The organism is Streptomyces glaucescens (genome assembly GCF_000761215.1).
Taxonomy (GTDB): domain Bacteria; phylum Actinomycetota; class Actinomycetes; order Streptomycetales; family Streptomycetaceae; genus Streptomyces; species Streptomyces glaucescens_B.
Genome location: NZ_CP009438.1, coordinates 7,177,342 through 7,201,403, shown reverse-complemented (window position 1 = coordinate 7,201,403; position 24,062 = coordinate 7,177,342). Strand labels below are relative to the sequence as shown.

Below are 24,062 nucleotides of genomic sequence, written 5' to 3'. Positions count from 1 at the left end.
ACCGCCGGTCCGACGACACGGCTCCCCGGCCGGCGCGGGCGCCCCGCGGCGAACGACTCGTCCCCGAAGTCGTCGATGCCTCCGCGCGGGTGCCCGCGCCCACCATCGTGCCACCGTCGGCCCGGCACCAGCCCGCCGCCTGGACCACTGCCGGAGCCGAACGCCACCCGCGAGGAACCCATGAACTCCGAAACGCTTCTGGCTCGCATCTACACACTCGACCCGACCGCCGACACCCCCGGCCTGCCGGACCAGCCCGCGCCGGCGGCCCGGCCCGACCCCGCCGAGGCGAACTGGGACGAGGCGGAGGAGTTCGTACGCCTCCACCACGGAGAGGACCCCGACCAGCCCCTCCCGCTCGCCGCACGGCTCCAGCAGATACGCACGCAGATCGACGAGACCGGCACCTACACCCACAGCGCCGACGAACTGGTCTTCGGGGCCCGAGTCGCCTGGCGCAACTCCAGCCGGTGCATCGGCCGCCTGTACTGGAAGAGCCTGCGGGTCCTGGACCGCCGCCGGGCCACCACCGCCGAGGACATCCACCGGCACCTGTGCGACCACCTGCGCCAGGCCACCAACGGCGGCCGCATCCGCCCGGTCATCTCCGTCTTCGCCCCCGACACGCCGGAGAGCCGGGCCCCCCGGGTGTGGAACGACCAGCTCATCCGTTACGCCGGCCACCGCCAGGACGGCGGCAACATCGTCGGCGACCCGGCTTACGCCGACTTCACCGACACCGTCACGCGTCTGGGCTGGCAGGCTCCCGGCGGCGCCTGGGACGTGCTGCCCTGGGTCATCGAGACCGCCCAGGACAAGCCCCAGTTGTTCGACGTGCCCCGGGACCTCGTCCTGGAGGTCCACCTCAGCCACCCCGACCGTCCCGACTTCGCCGACCTCGGACTGCGCTGGCACGCCGTACCGGCCATCTCCAACATGCGGCTGCGCATCGGCGGCGTCGACTACCCCCTCGCCCCCTTCAACGGCTGGTACATGGGCACCGAGATCGGTGCCCGCAACCTCGTCGACGCCGACCGGTACGACCTGCTGCCCGTCATCGCCGAACACCTCGGACTCGACACCAGCAGCGACACGACCCTGTGGCGCGACCGCGCCCTGGTCGAGCTGAACGTCGCCGTCCTGCACTCCTTCGCCCGGGCCGGCGTCAGGATCAGCGACCACCACACCGAGTCCCGGCACTTCATGACCCACCTCGCCAAGGAGGAGAAGCAGGGCCGCACCGTACCCGCCGACTGGAGCTGGATCGTGCCGCCCGTGTCCGGCGGTATCACCCCGGTGTTCCACCGCTACTACGACGAGGCCGACCAGCGCCCCAACTTCTACCTGGACGACGACGCCAAGGCCCGCGGCAGGGGCGGATGCCCCTTCGGCCACGGCTGACCGGCGCGGTCCCTCACGCACATCCCGGCCCCCGGACGGCTCACGAGCGGCCGTACGGCCGGCTCCCGGCCGGCAGCCCCCCTCGGCAGGGCCCGCGTCCGGAGCACGTCCCGGGAGGACCCGCGCATGACGGCGTGGGACGAGCTCGGGGCGACAGCCGATCCGGTGAGGTGAGCCCCGCTGCCGCTCTCGTGCGGGGGCGTCCGCCCGCCGCGGCGGTCCCGGCAGGGCGTTGTCCCGGCGCGTCCCCTGGCCGTCCCCGGCCGTGTGCCGCAAGGTGAACGTGTGCCGCCGGACAGCGGTTGCGGTGTGTCCGTCCACCGAGGCGCGGTGCGGCCGACAGGCGGAAGGGGCGAGTGTGATGAGCCGAGCGGACCAGCGCGCGGAGCCGCCGGAGTACCCGGAGGCACGCGCGTCCGGCCCGAGCGGGCTGCTGGACCTGCTCGGCGTCGCCGCGGTGCTCGCCGAGGCCGACGGCCGGATCGACATGTGGAGCCCGCAGGCCGAGGAGCTGTTCGGCTACACCCGTGAGGAAGCGGTCGGACAGTACGCGGCCCACCTGCTGCTGAGCCCCGAGCACCGCGAGACGGCCGTCAGGCTGTTCGCCGAGGTGATGGTGACCGGCCGGGGCTGGGCGGGGTCCTTCCCCGTCCGGCACAAGGACGGCAGGAGCCTCCTGGTGGAGTTCCGCAACATGCGGCTGACGGACAACCTCGGCGACCACTACGCGCTGGGTCTGGCCACCGACCGGGCCGTGCTCCAGCCGTTGGAGCGCAAGCTGGCCCTGTCGAGCCAGCTGGTCGCCCAGGCGCCGATCGGGCTGGCCGTCCTGGACACCGAGTTGCGGTACGTGGCCGTCAACCCGGCCCTGGCGTCGATGCACGGTGTCTCCGAGGCCGGGCACCTCGGCCGGAGCTTCCGCGAGATCCTGCCGGGCGAGCCCTTCGAGGCCGCCGAGAACCAGCTGCTGGAGGTGCTGGAGACCGGTCTGCCCGTGGTGGACCGGCAGGTGGTGGGCCGTACCCGGGCCGACCCCGACCGCGACCACGCCTGGGCCGTGTCGATCTACCGCCTCCAGGACCACGGCGGGAACGTCCTGGGCATCGCCAACGTCGTGGTCGACGTCACCGACCGGTACGAGGCGGCGAGGGAGGCCGACCGGGCCCGGCGGCGCCTGCGGCTGATGGCCGACGGCTCGTCGCGCATCGGGACCACCCTGGAGGTGGAGCGGACCGCGCAGGAGCTGGCGGACGTGCTCGTGCCCGACCTCGCCGACATGGTGGCGGTGGACGTGCTGGACTCCGTGCTGCGCACCGGCCGGCCGGACATCGGCGAGAAGCCGCCGCTGTTCCGTGCCCTCGCGGTGAAGACCGCCTACCCGACCGACGCCTCGGACGCGATCATCGCACCGGGCCAGCTCACCACGTACCACGCGGACCACCCGGCGGCTCACGTCCTGCGCACCGGTCAGCCATTGCTGATCAAGCACCTGGACAGCGGGGAGCTCGGCCGGGTCGCCGCCGACGACGCCGCGGCCGAGCTGCTGGCACGGGCCGGGGTCCACACCGACATGGCGGTCCCGCTCATCGCCCGCGGACAGATCATCGGAGTGATGGGCCTGGCCCGTGCGCGCAACCCGGAGCCCTTCGACGAGAACGACCTCACCCTCGCCTGGGAACTCGCCTCGTCCGCCGCGCTGAGCATCGACAACGCCGTACTGCACCAGCACATCCGCAGTGCCGCCGAGACCCTCCAGCGCAGCCTGCTGCCGCAGCCCTCGCCCCGCCGCCCGGGCCTGGAGATCGCCGCCCGCTACCGGCCCGCGCAGGCCTTCAGCGAGGTGGGCGGCGACTGGTACGACGTCATCCCGCTCAGCGGGGACCGCACCGCCCTCGCGGTGGGCGACGTCATGGGCAGCGGCATCCCGGCCGCCACGACCATGGGCCGGCTGCGGACCGCCACCTCCACCCTCGCCGGCCTCGACCTCGCCCCCTCCCGGATCCTCAGCCACCTCGACCGGATCACCCAGGGTCTCGACCCCTACATCGCGACCTGCGTGTACGCGGTGTACGACCCGCACCTCCGGCAACTCCAGGTGGCCTGCGCGGGCCATCTGCCGCCGGTCCTGGTACGCGCCGACGCGCCGCCCGAACTCCTCGAACTGCCCACCGGCACCCCGCTGGGAGTGGGCGGCGTCCCCTTCGAGACCACGACCTTCGACATGGTCCCCGGCGACCAGCTCGTCCTGTACACCGACGGACTGGTGGAGACGCGCGACGACCCCATCGACCGGCGCCTGGGCGACCTGCTGCGCCTGCTGTCGCCACCGCACGGCTCCGCTGAGGAGACCTGCGACTGGCTTCTGCGGCGGCTGCGGAAGCCCGCCGACCACGACGACGTCGCCCTGCTCATCGCCCGGGCACACCCGCTGGGCACCCCGGCCGACGGCACCTGAACCGGGCCCGGCCACGGGTGCCGGTCCGTCACGGTGCGGCGGAGGAGGGGCCTCGAAGCCTGCACGGCCTGCGGTTCACGCAGCCGCCGCGACACCCACGCCGATGGCGATGAACAGCCAGCCGGTCGTCAGCTCCCAGCGGTGGCGGATCCTCGGCCGGGAGAGGAGCACACGCAACTGTGCGGCCACGGCGACGAGGGCGAACCAGTAGACGACGCCGATCAGGATGTCCAGGGTGCCGAGGAACAGGATCTGCCGGGTGACGGAGCCGCCGCCGTGGACGAACTGCGGCAGCACGCTGAGGAAGAACAACGCCGCCTTGGGATTGAGCACGTTGGTGAGGAAACCCTGGGTGAAGCCGGAGCGCCACCGCCCGTGCGCGGTACCGTCCCCCGCCGGGCCCCACGGCGCGGCGGCGTCCTCCGGAGCGCCGCTCACGCCTCGCTGGGCGCGCCGCTGCCGGGCGGCGCGGCGGGCGGACAGGATCGCCCGGATCCCCATGTGGACGAGGTAGGCAGCGCCCAGCAGCTTGATGGCCTCGTAGACGACCGGGGAGCGGGTGGCGATCAGTGACAGCCCGGCGACGGCGGCGACCATGTGGACGCACAGCCCGGTCTGGGCGCCCAGTGCCGCGGCCCGTCCCTTCGCGGAGTGTTCGGTCGCCGATCTGACCACCACCAGGAAGTCCGGGCCCGGGACCACGTAGGCCACCAGTACGACACCGAGGAAGCCGACGAGGTCGACCGACATCCGCAGCCCCTTTCCCAGGCCCTGTGGTCTCCTCGCGTACCCAGGGGGCCGTACGTCAAGACCCCTGCGGGCGCATCACGGACGCTGGGACCCTGCGGCCCTGGGGGTTCGACAACTCGACGACTCGACGACTCGACGGATCACCGTCGTTCGAAGTCGTGCCTGATGCGCTGGGCGAGTTGTCCCGCGACGTACTGGTGGTAGCGGTGGTTGGGGTGGATCAGGGCCGGCTCTCCCCACCCCCCGACGCCAGGCGTGCCGATCCTCTCGGTGCAGCCCTCCACCCACTTGGTCCCGCGCGGAGCGCAGGCGTCCCTGCCGACGGTGGCACGGTGGGTGTCGACGAACTCCGCGGGCACGCCCCGCCCGGCCGCACCGGCCGTCGTGGAGGCGATGGCCGCGTTGATGCCGTCGAGGAGCTGACGGAGCCAGGTGATGTCTCCCCTGTTGAGGGTGAACAGCTCCTGGGAGTTGCGGGCGCAGGTGCCGGTGTCCGCGGGAAACACGGACGGGTAGCCGACCACGTAGACGCGGGCGTGCGGCGCCCTGGCCGCGAGTTCGTCGAGCATTGTCCGGTACTTGCCGGCCAGTGCGTGCTTCGGCCGTTCGAGGAGCGGGTCGTCGGCAGGCAGGCCGATACCGGTGTACTCGCCGGCCTTGAGGTTGTCCTGGCACTGATCGGGGTCGTCGCCGACGGCGCCGGCCTCGAGGCAGGCGGCCACCAGACGGCTGAAGTAGTCGTTGCCGCCGACGCCGATGGTGATGACGTCGGCATCGGGGGACACCGCCTCGATCTGCGGTGGACGCGCCGGGAACGGGGCCAGCGGATCGGCCTGGAGCAGCCCCGTCCGGTCCAGCGAAGCGTGCCCGGCCGGGCTCTGCGGGGTGACCAGGACGTCGTCGGTGTCGGCTCCCCCGCATGTGACGTTCACGGTACGGCCGAGCCGGCCGGCCAGCTCGTCCTTCAGCACGTACGGATAGCTTCCCAGCGTCCGCTCGCATCCCGACTTGCCGGGCTCGTCCGGTTCCGCCGGAGCACCGGCCAGGCGGGTGTAGCCCGCCGAGTACGAGTCGCCGAGGTTGACCATGCTCAGCCGTGGGGCGGGCACCGGGACCCCGTCCACGTCGGCGGCGGCGCTGCCACCCGTCCCGACCGCCACCACCGACACCACGGCCGCGGAACCCAGCGCCAGCCCCACCGTCTTGGAACACACGAGATCTCGACACCCCTCCGGCACAGGCCGCGACCACCACGGCGACCCATCGGTTGTTCCCGCACGCGTGTCCGGCACCCGCCACGCCACCCGTATGGGGACGCCGGAACCACCCCTGCGGCCGGTGGTACAGCGCGCATGTCCGCGCGCCCCCTCTCACCCGTCCCCCTCCCCCTCGTCCTGCCGAGCACGACCGGACCGGGTCGCGCCGGCATCGGACGCCGGCTGGTGGAACGACCGCTGGTGCGACCTGCGAGACTTGGCCCGGAAGTGATTGCGCTCCCGCTCCGGCGTACCGCGGTACCCGGAGTACCGGAGCCAGGTTCGTCGCGTCGTATGGGGTGGGGAATGCCGAAGCACAGGTTGTCCAGGAAGAGCCGGTACATCGCCTTGGCGGCGACGGGAGCCGTCGTCGTGGCCGGGGGCGGGATCGCCGCCCAGACCTCGATGGCCGCCTCGACGTGGCCGGCGCAGAAGACCTACACGGGCCGGGCGTTCGACGCCTGCACGGCGCCGTCGCTCGCCGCGATGAAGGCATGGAAGAAGGACGCCTACTACGGCGGCGTCGCGGTCTACATCGGTGGCAAGAACCGCGGTTGCGCCCAGCCCAACCTGACCAAGTCCTGGGTGAAGTCCGTCGACACGCTCGGCTGGCGGGTCATCCCCCTGTACGTCGGTGCCCAGCCGCCCTGCCAGAAGAGCAGGAACAAGGAGAGGTTCACCGCGGCCACCGCGGCCTCGGTGGGGGCGAGCAACGCCAAGGACGCGATCGCCAAGGCCTCGGCGCTCGGCATGAAGGCCGGCAGCCCCGTCTACCTCAACATGGAGTCGTACGACATCACCGACAAGGCGTGCAACGAGGCCACCCTCACCTACGTGCGCTCCTTCACGAAGACGCTGCGCGCCAAGACCTACCGGGCCGGCCTCTACGGCTTCAGCAGCTCCAGCGCCGCGGCGATCGCCACCGCCAAGGACCGCACGGACCTGCCGGGCAACCTCTGGTACGCCCTGTGGAACGGTCAGCAGACCACCACCAAGGACTGGCCCTGGAACCCGAAGCTGTACACCGACCACAGCCGCGGCCACCAGTACAAGGCCAACAGCAAGGAGACCCGCGGCGGTCACACCATCAACGTCGACCGCAACGCCTGGGACGCCCCGGTCGCCATCATCGGCTGACCGGCGGGCACGCAGCCTGACCGGAGGGCTTGGGACGGGACTTCCCCGCCTGGGGTCCACCCGCCCCCCGGATGGCACAAGGGCGGGGAGCCCGACCAGGGGCGGTGGTCCCGGCGTGATGCCGGTACCACCGCTCGGCCCGCCGATCGTGCCGGCCGCGGCGCGCCTGGCCCGTCACGTCCACCGACGGCCCGCGTGCGGTCCGGCGCGTGACCGACAGGCCCGCGGGGGGGCACGTCCTGTCGGCCACCGCATCCCGTTCGACGGCGGACCCGCTGCCGGTCGTGGCTCAGCGGGCGGTTCCGAAGTCCTGGGTCCAGTAGTTGCCGGGCTGGGCGAGGCCGACGCCGATCTCCTGGAACGCGCAGTTCAGGATGTTGGCCTTGTGGCCGGGACTGGACATCCAGCCCGCCATGACCTGCTCCGGAGTGGAGTAGCCGTAGGCGACGTTCTCACCGTAGGTGCGCCAGTCGTACCCCGCGCGTGTGATCCGGTCGCCGGGCGACGACCCGTCGGAACCGGTGTGCGACATGTTCCGGTGGGCCGCCATGTCGGCGCTGTGGGCCTGCGCGGCCTTGGTCAAGGTCGCGTTCGGCTTCACCGGCGAGCAACCGGCCCTGCCGCGCTCCGCGTTGACGAGTTCCACGATACGGGCGGCGGCCCCGGACGCCGTGGGGGTGGCCTGCGGGGTGGCGGGAGAGGACGGGGTCGCCGGGGCGGCGGGCTTCGGTGCGCTCGGGGTCGCGGCGGGTGCGGGAGTACCCGGGGGGACGGGGGCCGTGGACTTCGGGGCCGTGGACTTCGGCGCCGCGGGCTTCGGGGCCGCGGGCTTCGGTGCGCTCGTGGACGGAGGCGCGGTCCGCGAGGGGGCCGCGGTGGGCTCACTCTCCTGGTGATCCCCCTTCCAGCGGCCGTGCCGGTCCGCGTCCTTCCAGCGGGCGTCCTGGACGTCGCTCCAGCGTCCCTCCCCCGCCGTCTTCCCCGCGCCGCGGAACTGGCCGGCTTCGCCGTTCTGCCAGTCACCGCAGGCCACGGCCACCGAGGGAACGGCCACAGCGCTGACGGCGACGGCGGCGATCACTATTCGGCGGTTGTACCTCTTCTTGCGATGCTTCCCCATGCGACACCTCACTCGGATTTCGCGGAGCGCCCCTGGTGTGGCCTGCTCTGCGCGGACTCCGCTCTGAACTGCGGAGACGTCCTGCGGGTCGTCATTCTTAGGAGGGCTGTGCGAGCAGGGCAAAGAGCCGACGTACTACCTCGCCTAGTAGCGCATGACACCCTTGCCAGGCGCGTGGCCGTGTGCTGGCGCGGCGCCCTCGCCGCTGACGACTTCCCGACGCCTCATCAGAAAGCGGCGCTCGCGGGACACCCGGCACGGATTCCGGGCGGACGCCGCGCCGGCCCGTCCGGGCACGGATCACGCCGGCATCAAGTCGGACAAGTCCCATATTTCACGAGGACGGCATCTACTATCCGACGGGGCGATTACCCTCTGCCCATGTGACGGATGTCACGACACCGTGTCTCCGTGTCCGAGAGGGGCCACGTGACCAGCACGCCGTTCGCTCCGAGCCGGTCGGGGACCAGCCGGTGCGCCTGCGGCGTCGCGGACCGCAGCGACGCCCTCACCTTGATGCCGGTGGACGGGCGCAGGGAGCCGCGGGGGCATCGCGCCGGCGGCCGGATCAGCCGTTGCGGCCCGTCACCGCACGGATCCAGCCCGCGTGGGCGGGCGCGCTGGTGTAGAGCCCCGGGCCCTCGCCGCAGCGCACCCCCGGGGCTCCGGGGCCCGAGGTGACGCCGACGAGTTCCCAGCGCCCCTTCCCCTCCCGCTGGAGCTGGGGGCCGCCCGAGTCGCCGTTGCACGCCATGGCCTCGGGCACCCGGCTGATCGTGCACAAGCGGGTGCCGTCCGCGTAACCCGGCGCGCACTCGGAGACCGCTCCCCTGCGCGTGGCGAGTTCCTGGAGCCGGTCGGGGAAGACCCATCGGGCGGGGTCGGGTACGTCGGTGACGGTGCCGAAGCCCAGGATGCGGGTCGGGGTGCCGGGCCGCCCCGGCTTGCCGGCGATGCGGACGGGCTCCTCGGCGACCGGGCGGGTCAGGCGGATCAGTGCGACGTCGTGGAGGTTGGGGTCGGTGCCCCCGCCGTTCCGGTAGCCCGGGTGGGAGACCGTCTTCGCGACGGACCTGACCGTGCCCCCGGACGTCCTCCACTCGCTGCCGACCCGGACGGTGCCGTCCAGGGTGACGAGCTTCGGGTCCACGCAGTGGGCGGCTGTGAGCACCCACTCCGGGTCGATCAACGATCCCCCGCAGACCCCCTTGAAGGCGGGGTCGTCCGCACCCGTCACCGGGACCGACACCATGAACGGGTAAGGCTGCGTGGAATCCGCCCCGTTGACGATGGCTTCGGCGCTGCCGGTCGTCATGGCGGCGCACGCCGCGCCCGCCAGGACCGTCGCGGCGGTGCGCACCGCCGTGCGGCGCGAGGACTTCAGGCTGAACACTGGTTCTCCGATCGGACGCGCGGGTGTGACGTGCTTCAGCCTCCGCGACCGAGGGGAACCGATCCATCCGGCCAGTGGGCCTGTCCGAGGTCCGGCCGGCAGGTCCGTACGGGGTGGGGAGAACCCCCGGGCGGCCGTCGCGGCCGCGGAACCGCCCGCAATCGGGCAGCCGCACCGTGGCGGACCTAGAGCCTGTCGTTTGGATCACCCCGGCGTCGCGGGGCCTGGCACGCGCATCTGCGGCGTTGTCGTCGGTCGCCGACGCTCCGCGTCGGCTCCCTCCTCCGCCTTGCAGCTGCACGCACCAGACCCCGCTCGGGTCGGTCGAGAGGCTCCGGACCTCAAGCCGGGCTGATCCAAACGAAAGGCCCTAGCCGTCGTCCTCCGGGTGCGGTCCCGTGGCGAACGGGTTCGGCCGGCCTTCCGCCAGGACGCCCACGAAGGGCTCGCCCTCCCCGGCGAACGTGTACGCACCGCCTTCGATCCGCCCGATCAGACCGCGCGTCCATTCCGCGCCGCGGTCGGCCGAGTGCACCCACATGTTCATGATCTCGCCGATGTGCCCGAGTTGTTCGGGGCCCTCCTCCGGCAGGTAGTACTCGGTCACCGCGGACCGCCACCGCTCCAGTCCCGCGATCCTCTCCCTGAGCAGCTCGATGGCCTCGGCCCGCGGCAGGTCGACCATGAAACCGATCCCGGCCGAGAGCATGTCGGACTTCTGCTCGTGCGATCTCAACGCCTCGCGCAGCAGCGAGAAGTACTCCTCGGTCCCCTTGTCGTTGATCTCGTACTCGACTCGGGGCGGGCCGCCGGCCGTGCTCGGCGCGACCTCGTGGGCGATGAGGAGGCCCTGCTTGGCCATCTGCTTGAGCGCGTGGTAGATCGAACCCGGCTTGGCGTTGGACCATTCGTGGGCGCCCCAGAACTCCAGGTCGTTGCGTACCTGGTAGCCGTGTGCCCGTCCGTGCTGGCGGACCGCGCCGAGAACCAGGAGCCGGATCGCTGACATGCGACATCTCCCTTCTGGTTAATTTTGACAAGCTACCCCGCCCCGTGCCCGCGGGGCCGCGGGCCCCCGCCCACCACCTGCGGCGCGGCGGCATCGGGTCGCGGTCCGGCGGAGTGGACGATGAGGTGGGAGGTGTTCCATGGGTGAGTACGTCGAGGTCGACGGGACCACGATCTGGGCCGAGAGTCGTGGTGAGGGTCCCGACGTCCTGCTGATCGCAGGGCTGAGTGACCCCGCTGAGGCATGGCAGGCGCAGCTCGACGGGCTGTCGGACCGGTACCGGGTCATCGCCTTCGACAACCGGGGGTCCGGACGCACGGCGTTGCCCGAGGGGCCCGTGTCCATGGGCATGATGGCCGATGACGCCGCGGGAGCGCTCCGGGCGCTGGGCGTCGGCAGGGCGCATGTCGCGGGATTCTCAGGTGGCAGCGCCATCGCACAGGAGCTGGCCCTCCGTCACCCGGATGTCGTCCGCAGCCTCGTCCTCACGAGCACCTGGGCACGGGCCGAGCCGTACTTCACCTCCATGACCCGCTTCTGGCACTGGCTGGCGACACACGCACCCGACGAACGTGCCATGCTCGAGGCGTTCTTCCTGTGGATCTACACGCCACGCGCCCACGCCAACGGCATGGTGCGGCACATCATCGACGAAACGCTCGCCTTCCCGTACCCGCAGTCCGCCGAGGCCTTCCAGCGACAACTGGAGACCTTCACGCGGCACGACACGCTCGACCGGCTGCCCGCCATCACGGCACCGACCCTCGTCCTGGTCGGCGAACTGGACATGGCGACACCCGTGCGGCTCGGACGGGCCGTGGCCGACGTCATCCCGGGCGCCCGCTTCGAGGTGCTGGCGCAGGAGGCCCACCAGCCGTTCCAGGAGTCCCCCGGCCTGTTCAACGCGCGGGTGGACGCCTTCTGGCGCGAGGTCGACGGGTACGCTCCGCTGTCCTGATCCGCGCAGGGCCGGCTCGGGTGCGGGTGATCGTGCGAGGACCGGGCGGAGATCACAGGGCGAAGCAGGTGCCCGAGCTCATCGGAACCATCCGGCCTCACTTCGAGGCGGAGTCGGGCGGTACGAACAGGGGACGCTGCGTGGCGTGACGACAGGAACGCACGGATTGCAGGCCCTCCGAGCCGGGGAGACGCTGGTCCAGGAGGAGATGCACCCGTACTCCATGGGCGGCGCGTACGTGAACTTCCTCGGCGAGGGCGAGGACCCCGGCCGGGTCCGGGCCACCTACCGCGGCCACTACGACCGTCTCGCGCAGGTGAAGAAGACCTACGACCCGGACAACGTCTTCCACGCCACCCAGAACATCAGGCCGGCCGCGCCACCACAGGACAGTTGAGCTCTCGCGGCCGTGCTCCGTCACGCAGTGCGGTGCCGCCTTGCCCGCGAAACGCCCGGCCGATCCCGTCGGGGGCGAGGCGGGGCGTGGCCCGGGTCGGCGGAGCAGCGCCGGTCTTCACGCCGGGGCTGCCCCATCAGGCTGGTTCCACGCGCACTTCTCCGCTGGACCGGTCCGCCTGCACCGCGAAGCCGGCCTGAGTGAGGATCTCCAGCAAGGCCTGGCGCAAGGCGGTACGAATACCTTCGTACTCGGCGTCCATCCTCCCGGCGGGATCTAACTGGTCCGCCGGGACCCAGCCCACGATCACCGCGCCCGACTCCTTGCGGACCCGCAGTCCAGCGCCCTCTTCAGCACTCGCGGACGCGATGTCGAAGCCGGCACGGGAAAGCGTCTGACACACGTCGTCGAACAGCGTCTGCAGGAAAACCTCATCGCTCACACACGAAAGCTACACAAGTGAGGGACGGGGGTCGGAGTCAGCCCTGTCCTGCGCGTTGGACGTCGCGTCCGGAGGCCGAGCGTCGAGGGGTTCAACGCCCCGGGCCTCACCGGTGCTCCCGGGGTGTCGCTTCGGGCACCTCAGGAGGTGGCGGCCTCGTCCACCGTCTGCCGTATCTTCAACACGGTGTCGACCGCGGTGATCTCGCAGAGCCGCCGCAGCCGAGGCGAGGGTGCGGCGACGCGCAGGGTGCCTGTCTGGTGGGTGAGGATGAGCAGGTTCAGCAGCGTGGAGTCCGCGAAGGTGATGCCGGAGGCGTCCAGGACCACCTTGGGGTGTGCGCCGACCGCGGCCTTCAGCGCGTCAGCGAGCGGTGCGACCGAGTGCAGGTCGTAGGCGCCGCGCGCGGCGATGACCCAGGCGCCGTTCCATGGGTACTGGACGACGGAGGCCCCCTCCACGGCACGGCCGCCGGCCTGCTGCGGCAACGGCTCCTCGCCGGTGTTGCTCATGAGCCTTGGCATGACGGCCTCGTCCCAGGGCATGTTCGGGCTCCTTTTGTGACTCTCCAGCGGAAGCAGGCCAACTATTGCCTGAAAAGTATGTCATGTAACTCAGTTCCGGCAAGCCTCGTCCCCTAAGATGACGGTCATGGCCGGGGGGCTCCGCATCACACAACAGGTGGACGTCCATCACCAGTCACGCGTGTGTACTGGCGGCCATCGCCGGCACACCGAACATCCGCATCCGCGACATCGCCGCCCACTGCCGGCTCACCGAGCGCGCCGTCGCGCGCATCATCTCCGGTCTAGAGCAGGGCGGTTATCTGTCCCACACCCGCGACGGGCACACCAACACCTCCCGCATAGAGCCGGACAAGGTGCTGCGCCACCCTGCCGAAGCCGGCCTCCCAGTGGCTTCCCTGCTCTCCCTCCTCCTGCAGGACGAGACCGAACGCGCCGGGCCGCCCCCCTCCCCCCGTCGCACCGTAACGGCGCCCGCCGACGCGCTGAACCGCCCGCGATGCCGTCACCCGGATTCCGGCACCGGACCGCGATCGAGGCAGTTCGGAATGAAAGGGCACAATGCCGACGAGTCACGAGGAATTCGTCCACGAGGTGCAGCGCCGCCTGCGCATGGCCGGCTACGACCTGGTGGGGGAAACGGACACTGAGACACCCGGCGTGCGGGTGAGCCGTACCCCTGCCGGCGCGCTGGTGAGCTGGACGCCACTGAGCGGCCCGAGCCCTCGAACCAGCCCCGCCCAAGGACTCGGCGAGGCCACGGAGTCGGCCGTCCGGGCCGCCGTGGAGACGGTGCTCCTCCAGCACGGCTACACCATCTGGACGGAGCGGGCCGGTAACGGCATCACCGTGCTGCTCCCCCACCTGGCCCCACCACTGCCCGCTCACCGCGAGACGCCGGACGACTAGGGCCTGTCGTTTGGATCACCCCGGCGTCGCGGGGCCAAACGAAAGGCCCTAAGCGGCCACCGAGGTCAGGTCCGGCCCGGCGACGCCGGACCCCAGGCTCCCTCCGCCCCGGCCGCCCTCGACGGCGCGGCCCCACCACGACTCGGGCTCTACACGATCGACGGCCGAACCGCCCCAGGGCGGTAGGCCTACCGCATGTCCGGCACCGGCGGGTCCGGTGCCGGACATCGTCCCTGCGACGCGGCCCCCGAACGCGTGTCACAGACCGTGCGGAGGCAGCGGCTCCCCGCGGTACGCCGCATGTCAGGTGAGGCCGCCGTCCAGTCGATCGGTGCCCCGGGGCGGCACCGTCGGTCCCGGCGTAGGCGCGGCTCAGCCCAGGACCGTGGCGTACGCCGCTTCCCGGACGTCCCGCTCCGGGTGGCGGCGCAGGGCGACGACGGCCGTGCGGCAGGATTGCGGCCAGTTCTGGCGGACGCCAAGAGCCGTGACGAGGCCCACGGCGAGGAGGCCCGTCACGACACCGCCGTCGGCGCTCAGGGCCCCGATCGCGGCGACGGCCGGGGCGGGGTCGGCAAGCGGTGGGCCGTAACGGTGTGCTTCCGTCAGGTCCTCGGCCACCCGGGCGGCGAGGACGGGGCGGCCCTCGATCGCCTCGGTCAGTTCGCGGAGCGAGAGCAGCAGTGCCCGCTCGTCCGTCCCCAGGTCGAGCGCCCGGACGAGGAGGTCGCTGCGCAGGAAGGTGACCGCCGGTTCCGCGGCCAGCCGCCGGGCCAGGGCCGCACACACCCGGGGGTCGCGGACCGACGAGCCGAGAACGGCTTCCAGGCGTCGGCGGGCCGGCAGGTCCGTGCCGTGCGCGCCGCCCTCCGGCTCGCCGGCCGCGATGAGCGCCAGGAGCCGGTCCACGACGTCGTGCAGGAGACTGCCCGGTGCCGCGCCCCCGGTCGGGTGGGGCAGGCCGGACTGGGCCAGCTCCGCCAGCCCGTGGCTCGCCCGCCAGAGGCTCAGCGGCGAGGCGAGGTCGGTGCAGACGTGCGCCAGTGCCGCGCCGGCCGCGGGTGTGTACTGGGCCCAGTCGCGGAGGTGGTACACGGCTTCGTCCGCCACTTGCTCGTCCGTGACGAAGGGCAGGCGGGCGACGAGTTCGCCGTAGCGCGCCCGGTGGGGCGGGGCCAGATCCGCCGGGTCGACGTCCAGGAGCGCCCGGCGGGCGGCGACCGGCCCGTCGGACACCGCCGCATCCAGCAGGGTCCACATGTCGTCGTCCGGCAGCAGCGTCGCGGCCAGGGCGACGACTGTGGCGTGGACGTCCGGATGGACGCCCGGGCTGCGGCCCACGGTGGCCAGGAGTTCGGCGGCGGCTGCCGGCGGCAGGTGGCGGGCGGCGAGCCGGGCGGCCGCCTTCCTCACGGTGACCTTCACTCCGCTCTCGCGGTGCAGCACATCGCGCAACAGGGCCGCGACTCGGCTGGGCCGGGCGTGGGCGGCGGCGCGGGCAGCGGCCGACCAGGCGGCTACCGCCCGGTCGTCGCCGGCGTGGTCGAGCAGGGCTGCGAGAGCCGAGGCCGGGTCGTCCGTGTGGGCGGCCGCGTCCAGGGCTGCCCGCGTCAGCGCCGAGTCGACGTGATCCGCCGGGAGCGTCGCCGTGTCGTCGGGCTCGGTGGTGGCGGGCGGGACCGCCGTGTACTGCCGGAGCAGGTACCTCCCGTGCTCCGGCACCGAGGCCGCCGCACGGAGCAGCGCCGCGCGTTCGTCCAGGCTCCGGCCGGGGTCGGCCACGGCGGCCGCGGCCAGCCGGACCGCGGCCTCCCGCTGCCGGGGCAGCCACCGGTCGGCGTGGCGGAACGGGGGCAGGGGGCGGGGAGTGCCGGGCGCGGGGAACCGGCCGTCCGGGTGGGGCACATCGGTCAGGGCGGGGTCCAGCAGGTCGGTCCGCTGCGCGGCGAGGACGGCGAGCACCTGCGGCACGAAGACCGCTGACGGCTCCCGCTCCAGCAGGTGGGCCACCCGGTCGCCGCGGGTCGCCGGGTCGGCCAGCCAGGCCGCGGCGACCTCGCCGAAGAGAGCGTCGGGGCAGGTGCGCACGGCCTGTTCGAGGCGGTCCTGGAGCTCCGGGACGCGGTGCGCGTGGCGTCCGCAGGAGGTGACCAGCGCGAGCAGCGGCGCGACGTCGCCGCGTGCGGCGGCCCGGTCCAGCCACGGGCCGAGTGCGTGGACCACGGCACGCATCCCACCGGCGTCGAGTGTGCCGTCCAGGCGACCGAGGTCCACGGTCGCGGTGTGCGCGGTGAGGGCCTCCACGAGGCGTACGGCAGTGCGCGTGGCGGCGTCGCCGAGGGTGCGGTCCGTGTCGTCCTCGGCGACGGCCTCGCCGGCCGGGGTTCGTCCGGCGGCGGTGGCGAGCAGCTTCACGGCCAGGGCGCGGACCGCGTTCCGGGTGCCGGGGGAGCAATCGCGGGAGGCGAGCGCGGCCAGGCACAGTCGTTCCAGGGGTGAGCGGCCGGGGCGGGCTCCGGCGGACACGTCCGGCCCGAGGGCCGCCGCGAGCAGGGGTGCCGGCAGGTCGGCGAAGGCGGACAGGGCCTCTTCGCGTACGGGGTCGCGCTCGTTGGCCAGCCGGTCGGCGGCCAGCGCGAGGACCTCGGCGACCTGGTGCGGATCCCGGGTGAGGCCGGCGCCCGTGGCCAGCCGGCACCAGAGCGCTCCGCGGTCCTCGGCGTCGCCGGTGCCGAGAGCGGCCAGCAGTCCGGCACGGGCCTCGGCGGGCGGCAGCAGGGCGAGCAGGCCCCACAGGTCCCAGCCCGAGCGGCGTTCCGCGCGCAGTGCGTCGACCGCGGCGCAGGCCCGGGCGTGCCGCTCGGCGGCCGGGAGCAGGGCGAGCACTCCCTCGTGCGCGCGGACATTGCGGCGCGGATCCGCCACGGAGACGACGGCGTCCAGGAAGGCCGGCCGGCGCGCGGGCACCATGGACCGCAGCAGGATGCCGAAAGCGCCCCGGTGGAACCAGCGGGCGCCGAGTCGGGGCAGGGACGGCGGATCGGCCGTGACCAGCTGCCGCAGGACCGCCCTGCCGGGCGTCCGTTCCCATCGCGCGGCCGCCCGGCCGGGGTCGGCGAGCCAGCGCGTGACGCGCTCGGCGTCCACCGCGACGAGGTGGCCCAGCCGGTCGTGCACCGGGCCGGGCAGGTCGTCAGGGCCGTACCGCTCCAGCAGGTCCAGTACGCGTGCGGGCGCGGCTGGCAGGGCGGCGGCGATTCCAGTGGCGTGCCTCCCCCACCAGGTGTCACGCAGCCGCTCGGGGAGGCCGCCGAGTTCTCGCTCCAGCTGGTCCAGGACGGCGGCGGGGTGGCGGACGGCCAGCGTGCTCCAGTCCTCGAACGCGAGCGCCCCGGCGAGCTCGGGCAGCAGCCGCGCGGTGAACGCTGCCGAACAGCCAGGCAGCAGGCGGGCCGCGTCCCGGTCGCCGTACTCGGCGCGCACCCGCGGGACCAGCCGCTCGGCGAGCGCGGCCCCGCGCCCGTCGCGCAGCAGCCGTGCGAGGTCCGCGCGGACCACGGCGGGCGCGTCGTCGTAGGCGGCCTCGACGGCGGCGTCCGCGACGGGCAGCCGCCGGGCGCCGCGCAGCGCGTACCGGCGGACCACCGGGTCGGGGTCGCCGAGCCGTGCCGCCAGGTAGTCCGTCTCCCCGCCGGTCAGGGCCGCCAGCGCGGCGAGGCGGCGCTCGTGCGTGCCGAGCGCGTCCAGCGCGGTGAGCAGGGGGCGCAGTGCGCCCCGGGCGGCGAGCCGGTGCGCCGTGACGGCGGTGCGGCGAAGACGTGCGGCGTGCGGCAGGTCCTCGAGGGCGGCGAGCAGCTCGTCGGCAGTGGAGATCATCGCGGGCCATTCTGCCGTTCCGCGTGCCCCCGTCCCACCGAATATCGGTCCTCGTCACGGCCTCGCCGGCGGCAGCGGGAAGGTGCCCGCCTTCGGACCGCGGGGCCCCTCCCGCCGTCGGCTGGCTCGGCCGGCCGACGTGCTGCGGGGCGGCGTGCGCGGCGGGGCCGGTGCCGCCGCGGCTCCCCTTCGGCGGGCTCGAGGCTTCCCGGCGGGAGCCCCGGCCCTGGCGCCCAGCAGGTGGCGGTGCAGGGCCGCGGTGTCCTGGCGCAGTGCCCGGTGGGTCCATGCCTCGGCGGCCACTGCTGGTGCTCACTGAGCGAACGGGCGCCGTTCAGGGGGCGGAACGGGTGCGCTACATTCTGCCTCTCCTTGACCGCGATCACTCACGATCTCACGCTACGGAGCTGGCATCCTCATGAGCGACATCGTCAACGGACTCGGACGGGCCACCGCATACGGCGGCCTGGGCCTGGTCCTGTTGGTTCTCGGGATCTTCCTGGTCGACGCGCTGACGCCCGGGAAACTCGGCCGGCAGATCTGGGAGCAGCGCAATCGCAACGCCGCCACGGTGCTCAGCTCGGCACTGCTCGGGATCGGCGGCATCGTGTTCACGTCCATCTGGACGACGTACGAGGACTTCGGCAAGGGGCTGGTCTCGACCGCGGCGTTCGGGCTGCTCGGGCTGGTGATGATGGCCGTGGCGTTCCTGGTGGTCGATCTGATCACCCCGGGGCGCCTGGGCGCGACACTGGTCGAGGCCGAGCCTCATCCCGCGGTCTGGGTGACCGCGTCCTGCAATCTCGCCGTCTCAGCGGTCATCTCGGCGTCCATCGCCTGACGCCGCAGTCGTCGCCGGCAGGGCGACCGGGGTGTGCCCGGCGGGTCACCGCGACCGCCTCGTGTCCGTCCCGGGGACCTATTCGCTGCTGCTTGCCGCTTCGTCCGGCGTGGCGCCCGCCCTGAGCGCCGCGGGGGTCACACACCCGCGAGCCGGCGGTGGATCCCCGCCGCCACCAGGACGTCCGGCAAGGGCAGCACGAGCGCGGCGGCGAGCTCGGCGAGTTCATCGTGCGTGGGGCGCACCGGTCCCGTGGCTCCGTCCTCGAGGAAGGCGCGGATACGCGGCGCACGGATACCGGTTCGCTCGGCGAGTGCTTCGGACGACAGACGACGGCGGCGCATCGTCTGCCACATGAGCTGCGAAAGGTCGGCCATGGGCACCAGGTGCCCTCGGGGTCCTGCCGCATGCCCGATGCCACTCTTTGAGGTGACGGGTCGACAGGTGCCGGTCACGACCGAGGAGTCCGGCGCCGGTGCACGGTGACCGGGCCCGCCGGGGCAGCTCCCGGCAGGGCGAGCCGGCGCGGTCGTCCTGCCACTAATTCAGGCGGCGAGCAGCGCCTCCACCCTCTAGACCGGATCCCAGTCGGGGTCGAGCGACGGGCCCGCGGCCTCCGCGCCACGTCCTATCCCGACCATCTCACGCAGCAGCGTTCCCGCCGCCCCCACCTGCGTCCTCGTCATGATCGCCATGCTAGGCACCGGCACTGACAATCCCGTTCGGCGCCCGGCCCCCGTGCGGTGCGGGACGGTCCGGTCCCCGGTGGTCGCGGTGAAGGGGATCCGGGCCGGTCCGGAGCGCCGGCGTCGTAGGTGGCGGTGGCGTCCGGAGGCCGCGCTCGCCCGGCGTCGCACGCCGCGCGCAGGCCGCGTCACTCTTCTGGCGCAGGTCCGGCCCGGGGTCGGCGGGGGCTTCGGTGACGTGTCGGTTCGGGCCGTGCGACCAGTTCCCGCGCCCGGTCGGCCGGGGCGTCGCCGCCGCCGCGGCAGGACGGGGGCGGGACGCTCGACCGGCTCAGCCGTGATGGCAGCGCGGCCCGGATTCGCCGAAGGTGAGAGTGAGCCCGCCGTCCACGTGGGCCCGCCTCGTCCCCTCTCCCGAAGGAGCACGGTCATGACCGAACGCAACACCCTCATCCGCAGCCTGCACGACGTGGGTCTGGCGGCCTGGTTCGGCGGCTCGCTGATGGGCGCGGTCGGGCTCAACGGGGCGGCCAAGGACGAAGGCGGAACGGAGGCCACCAGGGACCGGATCTCCGCCTCGGGATGGGCGAAGTGGACGCCGGTCAACGCCGCGGCGATCGGCGTGCACCTGTTCGGCGGGGGCGGGCTGCTCGCCGTGAACGCGCACCGCGTCGCCGCCCAGCAGGGCGTGGCCGCCTCCACCACGGCCAAGACCGTCGTCACGGCCGCGGCTCTCGCCGCCACCGCGTACGCTCGCGTCCTGGGCAAGAAGGTCGAGCTGGCCTCCTCGACCGACCCCGACGACATCGAGCGGGCGCAGCAGCACCCCATCGACCTGGACAAGTCGCGCCGGCAGCTGGCCTGGGCGCAGTGGGCGGTGCCCGCGTTGACCGGCTGCCTGGTGGTGCTCAACGCCCTGCACGGCGAGCAGCAGCGCCCGATCGAGCAGGCTCCCGGCATGTGGGAGCGGGCCCGCTCGGCCGCCCACCTCACGTCGTGAGGGGTGCGCGGCGAGAGCGGGTGTGACCATCGGCCGTGGAGCTCGTGCGCACCCGGTTCACGCATGGTCCTGATGTGACATGCCTGCGACGTCGAGGGGCACTCGGAGGAGGCCGTGGCGGACCAGGCAGCTGGGCCGGCCTTCATGCTTGAAAAGGGGAGTTCCCATGTCCACGCACGCACGTGCCCCTCGTACGGCCCGGACACCGGTCCAGCAGGCCGCCCTGGTCGTCGGGGTGGTCTTCCTCCTGGTCGGCGTCCTCGGCTTCATCCCGGGCATCACCACGCACTACGACACCATGGAGTTCGCCGCCCACCACTCCGAGGCCAAGCTCCTCGGTGTCTTCCAGGTGTCCATCCTGCACAACCTCGTGCATCTGGCCTTCGGCCTCGCCGGCCTGGCACTCTCCCGCACCGCGTCCCAGGCACGGCTCTACCTCCTCGCGGGCGGCGCCATCTACCTGGTCCTGTGGCTGTACGGCCTGATCATCGACCACGACAGCGCCGCGAACTTCGTCCCCGTGAACAGTGCCGACAACTGGCTCCACCTGCTGCTCGGGCTCGGAATGATCGCACTCGGCGCCCTGCTCACCCGCAGGCACGAGGGGGCGCGTACCGCCATGTGAGCGGCGGAGCCCTCCCTCCTCCGGCGGAGGCTCGGGCGGGCTTCGCCGCCGACACCGACCTCGGTGTCCGATGCCGCGCCGGTACCGATGGACCCGGTCGCCGCGAGACGAAGGACCCGTCCCGCGGCGACCGGGTCCGGCCGTGTCCGGGACGAAACTCAGGGCCCGGCGGACCGGCACCATGGACTGCGGCGTCCGGTCCCCCGCCGTGAGCCGGTGCGGCCGGTCCCCCGCCGTGAGCCGGTGCCGAGCCGAGCCAGGGCTGCGATCCGGCACGCACGGGCCGCCTCGCACACGACGCGTGGAGCTCAGCCGAGACCCCGATGGGCGGCCCACATCTCACCGGCGCGGCCGGCGGCTTCGGCGATCAGGGCGGCCAGTTCGGGTCTGTCGGGGACGGCGAACGAGACGTAGGCGCCCCGGCCGCCGGCGACGGGTCGGCCGTAGGCCTTGGCGGCGAGGCGGCCGTCCGGGAGGAGACGGACGTTGAGCGTGGTCAGTGTGAAGGCCACGCCGCGCCGGGTATCCGTCCAGCGAAGCCCCTCCGGGACGGTGACGTTGATCGCCAGCGCACTCACTTCCAGGTCGCTGCTCATGAGGGGATGCTCTCACGTGGGCCTCCGCAGGCGTGGGGGGTGTCCGGCGGGGCCCCGGCACCCGTCCGCGAACCGGGTCCGTGTCACGGGACCGCCCGCACCTCACAGGCGCTTTCGGCGTTGTCGCGCCGCAGGGCCGCGCGCAGCCAGTCGTCCGCGGAGCCCGGGGTGGGTTCGGGCCGGCCGCCGGGTGGGGTGAGGACGACGGCTGTCAGCTCCCAGTACCGGTCCAGGCGGGGTTCGGCCGTGAGCCGTGCGGCCAGCAGGCGGCGGAAGTCGCGGGTGTCCCGGCTGCCGTAGGCGCTCGCGTAGGCCGTCACGTAGGCGTCCAGCGCCTCGCCCGGGAACGGGTCGGCCGCCCGGCGCAGGTGCGGGCCGGCCAGTTCGTACGCCTCGGTGAGTCCCGCGTACAGTACGGCCGCTCCGCGGGCCCCTGCCACGTGGTGGACGTGCGGCTGGGGCCGGCGGCCGGCGGGGCAGGGGGCCGTGGTCATCGCGTGCAGTCGGGCGAAGGCGAGTGCCTGGGCCGGGTGGGGTTGCTCGGGCGGCTGCGGGACGGCTGCCTCCAGGAATGCCGCGATCGCCCGGGGCGGCATGCGCGGCGGCAGCCAGGCGCGCCAGAAGCGGACCAGCGGTGCGGTGCTCGGCGGGGTGTCCAGAGCGCCGACCAGGCGCAGCCGGCCGGCGCGCTCCTCGGGCGGGCAGTCCCGCACCAGGCGCAGCGCCGCCTCGCGCCAGCGCAGTGCGCTCAGTTCGCCGCCCAGCCGGCGCAGCCGGTCGGCGACGGCGTCCTCCAGGAGGCCGCCTGCCCCGTCCTCGTCCTCGAGGACGCGGCGTATCGCGGGAAGGGGCAGATCCAGGGTGCGCAGGGAGCGGATCAGCCGCAGCCGTTCCAGCGCTTCGGGGCCGTAGCGGCGATGTCCGCCGGTGCTGCGGGAGGCCTCGGGCAGCAGGCCACGGTCGGAGTAGAAACGGACGGTCTTGACGGTGACACCCGCGCGCTCGGCCAGCTCGCCGATGCTCCAGCGCACCTCGTGCGGTGTGGACAGTTGAACCTCCCTCTGGGGGAGTTCCTACGGTAGCGGCGCCCGGGCGGGGCCGAAGCGCCCGGTCACGGACGTGAGGAGAGAGCCATGGCGGTGTTCATCATGGTCGCGGGGGCGTTCACCGGCGCCCAGGTGTGGCAGGAGACGGCGGCGCGGCTGGAAGCGGCGGGCAGTGGGGTGCGTGCGGTGCGGCTCACCGGCATGGACGCGGGCTGCCCGGCCGGTTCGGCGCGGGTGGACCTGGAGACGCACATCGCCGACGTGGTCGCGGCGATCGACGCGGTGGGCGCACCGGACGCGGCAGGGGGTGAGGAGATCGTGCTCGTCGGTCACGACTATGGCATCCATCCGGTGCTCGGGGCCGCCGACCGACGGGCACGGCGCATCGCCCGGGTCGTGTACCTGGATTGCCCGATGCCGCGCAACGGTGTTCCGGCGCTGGCGGCGGTACCGGACCCGGCGCTGCGTGCGGAGCTGGCGGGACGGGCGGAGCGGGGTGAGCGTGACGGCGTGCTGGAGCCGCCCGGCCCGGAGGAGTGGCGGCGCTGGGGCAGTACGGCCGGCGTCGGCGAGGCGGCGTGGGAGCGGCTGGCCCGCACGGCCGTACCGCAGCCCCTGGGGACCCTGCTGCAGCCGCTGCGGCTGACCGGGGCGGTGGCCGCGGTGCCGGCCACCGGCGTGCTGTGCACCCGCAACGGTGCCGGCATCGAACTGGTGCAGCGGCTCGTCGACTTCGGTGATCCCGCGCTGGCGGCCCTGGCCGGGCCACACGTCACCTTCTTCGAACTGCCCACCGGGCACTGGCCGATGCTGTCCTGCCCCGCCGAGCTGGCGGACGTCCTGCTGCGGGCCGCGGCCGGTGAGGGGCACCGGCTGCGGGCGGCCGGTGCCGGCGCCGAACCGCCCGCCCATCTGCGCCCGTTCCCGCTGGACGTGCCCGAACTGCCCCGCGACCGCGAGGAACATGTCGACCTCTACGTGCCTCAGGAGGCCGAGGGCCCGCGGCCGGCCGTGGTCTTCGTGCACGGCGGTCCGGTGCCCGCCGGGGCACGGCCGGGCCCGCGCGAGTGGCCGACGCTGGTGGGGTACGCGCGCCTGGCGGCCGCCGAGGGGATGGTCGGCGCGACCCTCGACCACCGTCTGCACGACATCGGTGACTACGAGCGTGCCGCCGCGGACGTCACGGCCGCCGTGGAACTGGTGCGTGCGGATCCCCGGGTGGACGCCGAGCGGATCGCCCTGTGGTTCTTCTCCGGTGGCGGCCTGCTCAGCGCGCCGTGGCTGGCACAACCGCCCGCCTGGCTGCGCTGCCTGGCCGCCTCCTACCCGATCCTGGCGCCGCTGCCCGCCTGGGGGCCGGTCGGGCACCGGTTCCATCCGGTCGACGCCCTCCCCCGGGCGGGCGCCCTGCCCGTCGTGCTCCTGCGCGCCGGGCGGGAGACACCCGAGATCGCCGCGACGGTCGAGGCGTTCGTCGCCGCGGCCGGGGACGCCCCGGTGCGGCTGGAACTGGTCGACCTCCCCAACGGTCACCACGGCTTCGAGACCGTCGACCCGCCCGAGGAGACCCGGCCCGTCCTGCGGCAGGCGATGCGTGCCGTGATCGGCCACCTGACCGGCTGAGCCCCTGCCGCACAGCCC

General features: G+C 73.4%; 20 protein-coding genes and 2 pseudogenes. 11 read left to right on the top strand and 11 right to left on the bottom strand.

Annotation, left to right across the window (positions count from 1 at the left end):
* Positions 1–180 precede the first annotated feature (180 nt).
* On the top strand, positions 181–1,401 hold the full coding sequence (locus tag SGLAU_RS31030) for a nitric oxide synthase oxygenase (RefSeq protein ID WP_052413980.1): 1,221 nt from the start codon (positions 181–183) through the stop codon (positions 1,399–1,401).
* A gap of 361 nt (positions 1,402–1,762) precedes the next feature.
* Positions 1,763–3,856, top strand: coding sequence for a SpoIIE family protein phosphatase (locus SGLAU_RS31025; RefSeq protein ID WP_043505900.1), 2,094 nt, complete (start codon positions 1,763–1,765; stop codon positions 3,854–3,856).
* Positions 3,857–3,931: 75 nt separating this feature from the next.
* On the opposite strand, the gene SGLAU_RS31020 is transcribed toward SGLAU_RS31025, so the two are convergent.
* Together SGLAU_RS31020 and SGLAU_RS31015 are read right to left on the bottom strand one after the other, a co-directional pair.
* Positions 3,932–4,606 carry a LysE family translocator gene (locus SGLAU_RS31020; protein ID WP_043505899.1) on the bottom strand — a complete coding sequence of 225 codons (675 nt, stop codon included), beginning with the start codon at positions 4,604–4,606 and terminating at the stop codon, positions 3,932–3,934.
* 140 nt (positions 4,607–4,746) lie between these two features.
* Complete coding sequence (locus SGLAU_RS31015) at positions 4,747–5,820, bottom strand: SGNH/GDSL hydrolase family protein (protein WP_052413979.1); 1,074 nt, start codon at positions 5,818–5,820, stop codon at positions 4,747–4,749.
* Positions 5,821–6,168: 348 nt separating this feature from the next.
* Here SGLAU_RS31015 and SGLAU_RS31010 point away from each other — a divergent pair, with 348 nt between their 5' ends.
* A complete protein-coding gene (locus SGLAU_RS31010) occupies positions 6,169–6,999 on the top strand; it encodes a glycoside hydrolase domain-containing protein (RefSeq protein ID WP_043505898.1) in 831 nt (276 codons plus the stop codon).
* Positions 7,000–7,288: 289 nt separating this feature from the next.
* Here the strand turns inward: SGLAU_RS31010 and SGLAU_RS31005 are convergent, their stop codons facing one another.
* The 3 genes from SGLAU_RS31005 to SGLAU_RS30995 all read right to left on the bottom strand — a co-directional run bounded on the left by SGLAU_RS31005 (position 7,289) and on the right by SGLAU_RS30995 (position 10,521).
* Complete coding sequence (locus SGLAU_RS31005; RefSeq protein ID WP_043505897.1) at positions 7,289–8,119, bottom strand: CAP domain-containing protein; 831 nt, start codon at positions 8,117–8,119, stop codon at positions 7,289–7,291.
* A 568-nt stretch (positions 8,120–8,687) separates the two neighbouring features.
* Positions 8,688–9,512 (bottom strand): S1 family peptidase, encoded by an 825-nt coding sequence (locus SGLAU_RS31000; protein ID WP_043505896.1) that lies wholly within the window; start codon positions 9,510–9,512, stop codon positions 8,688–8,690.
* A 370-nt stretch (positions 9,513–9,882) separates the two neighbouring features.
* Positions 9,883–10,521 (bottom strand): PadR family transcriptional regulator, encoded by a 639-nt coding sequence (locus SGLAU_RS30995; protein ID WP_043505895.1) that lies wholly within the window; start codon positions 10,519–10,521, stop codon positions 9,883–9,885.
* Positions 10,522–10,660: 139 nt separating this feature from the next.
* Between SGLAU_RS30995 and SGLAU_RS30990 the strand changes: the two genes are divergently transcribed.
* On the top strand, positions 10,661–11,479 hold the full coding sequence (locus SGLAU_RS30990) for an alpha/beta fold hydrolase (protein WP_043505894.1): 819 nt from the start codon (positions 10,661–10,663) through the stop codon (positions 11,477–11,479).
* 208 nt (positions 11,480–11,687) lie between these two features.
* Positions 11,688–11,876 (top strand): annotated as a pseudogene (locus SGLAU_RS30985) (BBE domain-containing protein); the annotation flags it as partial.
* Between the two features lie 136 nt (positions 11,877–12,012).
* Here SGLAU_RS30985 and SGLAU_RS30980 read toward each other — a convergent pair.
* Positions 12,013–12,318, bottom strand: coding sequence for a hypothetical protein (locus tag SGLAU_RS30980; protein WP_043505892.1), 306 nt, complete (start codon positions 12,316–12,318; stop codon positions 12,013–12,015).
* Between the two features lie 140 nt (positions 12,319–12,458).
* On the bottom strand, positions 12,459–12,863 hold the full coding sequence (locus tag SGLAU_RS30975; RefSeq protein WP_043505891.1) for an STAS domain-containing protein: 405 nt from the start codon (positions 12,861–12,863) through the stop codon (positions 12,459–12,461).
* Positions 12,864–13,009: 146 nt separating this feature from the next.
* On the opposite strand from SGLAU_RS30975, the pseudogene SGLAU_RS36470 reads away from it, so the two are divergent.
* Positions 13,010–13,312, top strand: a pseudogene (locus tag SGLAU_RS36470) (MarR family transcriptional regulator); the annotation flags it as partial.
* A 91-nt stretch (positions 13,313–13,403) separates the two neighbouring features.
* Positions 13,404–13,751 (top strand): hypothetical protein, encoded by a 348-nt coding sequence (locus SGLAU_RS35365; RefSeq protein WP_043505888.1) that lies wholly within the window; start codon positions 13,404–13,406, stop codon positions 13,749–13,751.
* Positions 13,752–14,123: 372 nt separating this feature from the next.
* Here SGLAU_RS35365 and SGLAU_RS30960 read toward each other — a convergent pair whose 3' ends face one another.
* Positions 14,124–17,627 (bottom strand): hypothetical protein, encoded by a 3,504-nt coding sequence (locus tag SGLAU_RS30960; protein ID WP_043505887.1) that lies wholly within the window; start codon positions 17,625–17,627, stop codon positions 14,124–14,126.
* Between the two features lie 418 nt (positions 17,628–18,045).
* Between SGLAU_RS30960 and SGLAU_RS30955 the strand changes: the two genes are divergently transcribed.
* Positions 18,046–18,468 carry a DUF350 domain-containing protein gene (locus SGLAU_RS30955; protein WP_043505885.1) on the top strand — a complete coding sequence of 141 codons (423 nt, stop codon included), beginning with the start codon at positions 18,046–18,048 and terminating at the stop codon, positions 18,466–18,468.
* Positions 18,469–18,605: 137 nt separating this feature from the next.
* Here SGLAU_RS30955 and SGLAU_RS35360 read toward each other — a convergent pair whose 3' ends face one another.
* The gene (locus SGLAU_RS35360; protein WP_043505884.1) at positions 18,606–18,845 is read right to left on the bottom strand and encodes a helix-turn-helix domain-containing protein; all 240 of its coding nucleotides are present in this window, start codon (positions 18,843–18,845) and stop codon (positions 18,606–18,608) included.
* Between the two features lie 739 nt (positions 18,846–19,584).
* On the opposite strand from SGLAU_RS35360, the gene SGLAU_RS30945 reads away from it, so the two are divergent.
* Together SGLAU_RS30945 and SGLAU_RS30940 are read left to right on the top strand one after the other, a co-directional pair.
* Positions 19,585–20,154, top strand: coding sequence for a hypothetical protein (locus tag SGLAU_RS30945; RefSeq protein WP_043505883.1), 570 nt, complete (start codon positions 19,585–19,587; stop codon positions 20,152–20,154).
* 166 nt (positions 20,155–20,320) lie between these two features.
* On the top strand, positions 20,321–20,779 hold the full coding sequence (locus tag SGLAU_RS30940; RefSeq protein ID WP_043505881.1) for a DUF4383 domain-containing protein: 459 nt from the start codon (positions 20,321–20,323) through the stop codon (positions 20,777–20,779).
* 308 nt (positions 20,780–21,087) lie between these two features.
* Here the strand turns inward: SGLAU_RS30940 and SGLAU_RS30935 are convergent, their stop codons facing one another.
* A complete protein-coding gene (locus tag SGLAU_RS30935) occupies positions 21,088–21,375 on the bottom strand; it encodes a hypothetical protein (RefSeq protein WP_043505879.1) in 288 nt (95 codons plus the stop codon).
* Positions 21,376–21,458: 83 nt separating this feature from the next.
* On the bottom strand, positions 21,459–22,406 hold the full coding sequence (locus SGLAU_RS30930; protein ID WP_244315289.1) for a MerR family transcriptional regulator: 948 nt from the start codon (positions 22,404–22,406) through the stop codon (positions 21,459–21,461).
* Between the two features lie 102 nt (positions 22,407–22,508).
* On the opposite strand from SGLAU_RS30930, the gene SGLAU_RS30925 reads away from it, so the two are divergent.
* A complete protein-coding gene (locus SGLAU_RS30925; RefSeq protein WP_043505878.1) occupies positions 22,509–24,044 on the top strand; it encodes an alpha/beta hydrolase in 1,536 nt (511 codons plus the stop codon).
* Positions 24,045–24,062: the final 18 nt, after the last annotated feature.

Excerpts from the sequence above, each read along its gene's own strand:
- SGLAU_RS35360 (WP_043505884.1), bottom strand. The coding sequence starts at position 18,845 with ATGGCCGACCTTTCGCAGCTCATGTGGCAGACGATGCGCCGCCGTCGT.
- SGLAU_RS30975 (WP_043505891.1), bottom strand. The coding sequence starts at position 12,863 with ATGCCCTGGGACGAGGCCGTCATGCCAAGGCTCATGAGCAACACCGGC.
- SGLAU_RS30955 (WP_043505885.1), top strand. The coding sequence starts at position 18,046 with ATGAGCGACATCGTCAACGGACTCGGACGGGCCACCGCATACGGCGGC.
- SGLAU_RS30935 (WP_043505879.1), bottom strand. The coding sequence starts at position 21,375 with ATGAGCAGCGACCTGGAAGTGAGTGCGCTGGCGATCAACGTCACCGTC.
- SGLAU_RS31005 (WP_043505897.1), bottom strand. The coding sequence starts at position 8,119 with ATGGGGAAGCATCGCAAGAAGAGGTACAACCGCCGAATAGTGATCGCC.
- SGLAU_RS31030 (WP_052413980.1), top strand. The coding sequence starts at position 181 with ATGAACTCCGAAACGCTTCTGGCTCGCATCTACACACTCGACCCGACC.
- SGLAU_RS31020 (WP_043505899.1), bottom strand. The coding sequence starts at position 4,606 with ATGTCGGTCGACCTCGTCGGCTTCCTCGGTGTCGTACTGGTGGCCTAC.
- SGLAU_RS31025 (WP_043505900.1), top strand. The coding sequence starts at position 1,763 with ATGAGCCGAGCGGACCAGCGCGCGGAGCCGCCGGAGTACCCGGAGGCA.
- SGLAU_RS35365 (WP_043505888.1), top strand. The coding sequence starts at position 13,404 with ATGCCGACGAGTCACGAGGAATTCGTCCACGAGGTGCAGCGCCGCCTG.
- SGLAU_RS30990 (WP_043505894.1), top strand. The coding sequence starts at position 10,661 with ATGGGTGAGTACGTCGAGGTCGACGGGACCACGATCTGGGCCGAGAGT.
- SGLAU_RS30995 (WP_043505895.1), bottom strand. The coding sequence starts at position 10,521 with ATGTCAGCGATCCGGCTCCTGGTTCTCGGCGCGGTCCGCCAGCACGGA.
- SGLAU_RS31010 (WP_043505898.1), top strand. The coding sequence starts at position 6,169 with ATGCCGAAGCACAGGTTGTCCAGGAAGAGCCGGTACATCGCCTTGGCG.
- SGLAU_RS30960 (WP_043505887.1), bottom strand. The coding sequence starts at position 17,627 with ATGATCTCCACTGCCGACGAGCTGCTCGCCGCCCTCGAGGACCTGCCG.
- SGLAU_RS30925 (WP_043505878.1), top strand. The coding sequence starts at position 22,509 with ATGGCGGTGTTCATCATGGTCGCGGGGGCGTTCACCGGCGCCCAGGTG.
- SGLAU_RS30945 (WP_043505883.1), top strand. The coding sequence starts at position 19,585 with ATGACCGAACGCAACACCCTCATCCGCAGCCTGCACGACGTGGGTCTG.
- SGLAU_RS30940 (WP_043505881.1), top strand. The coding sequence starts at position 20,321 with ATGTCCACGCACGCACGTGCCCCTCGTACGGCCCGGACACCGGTCCAG.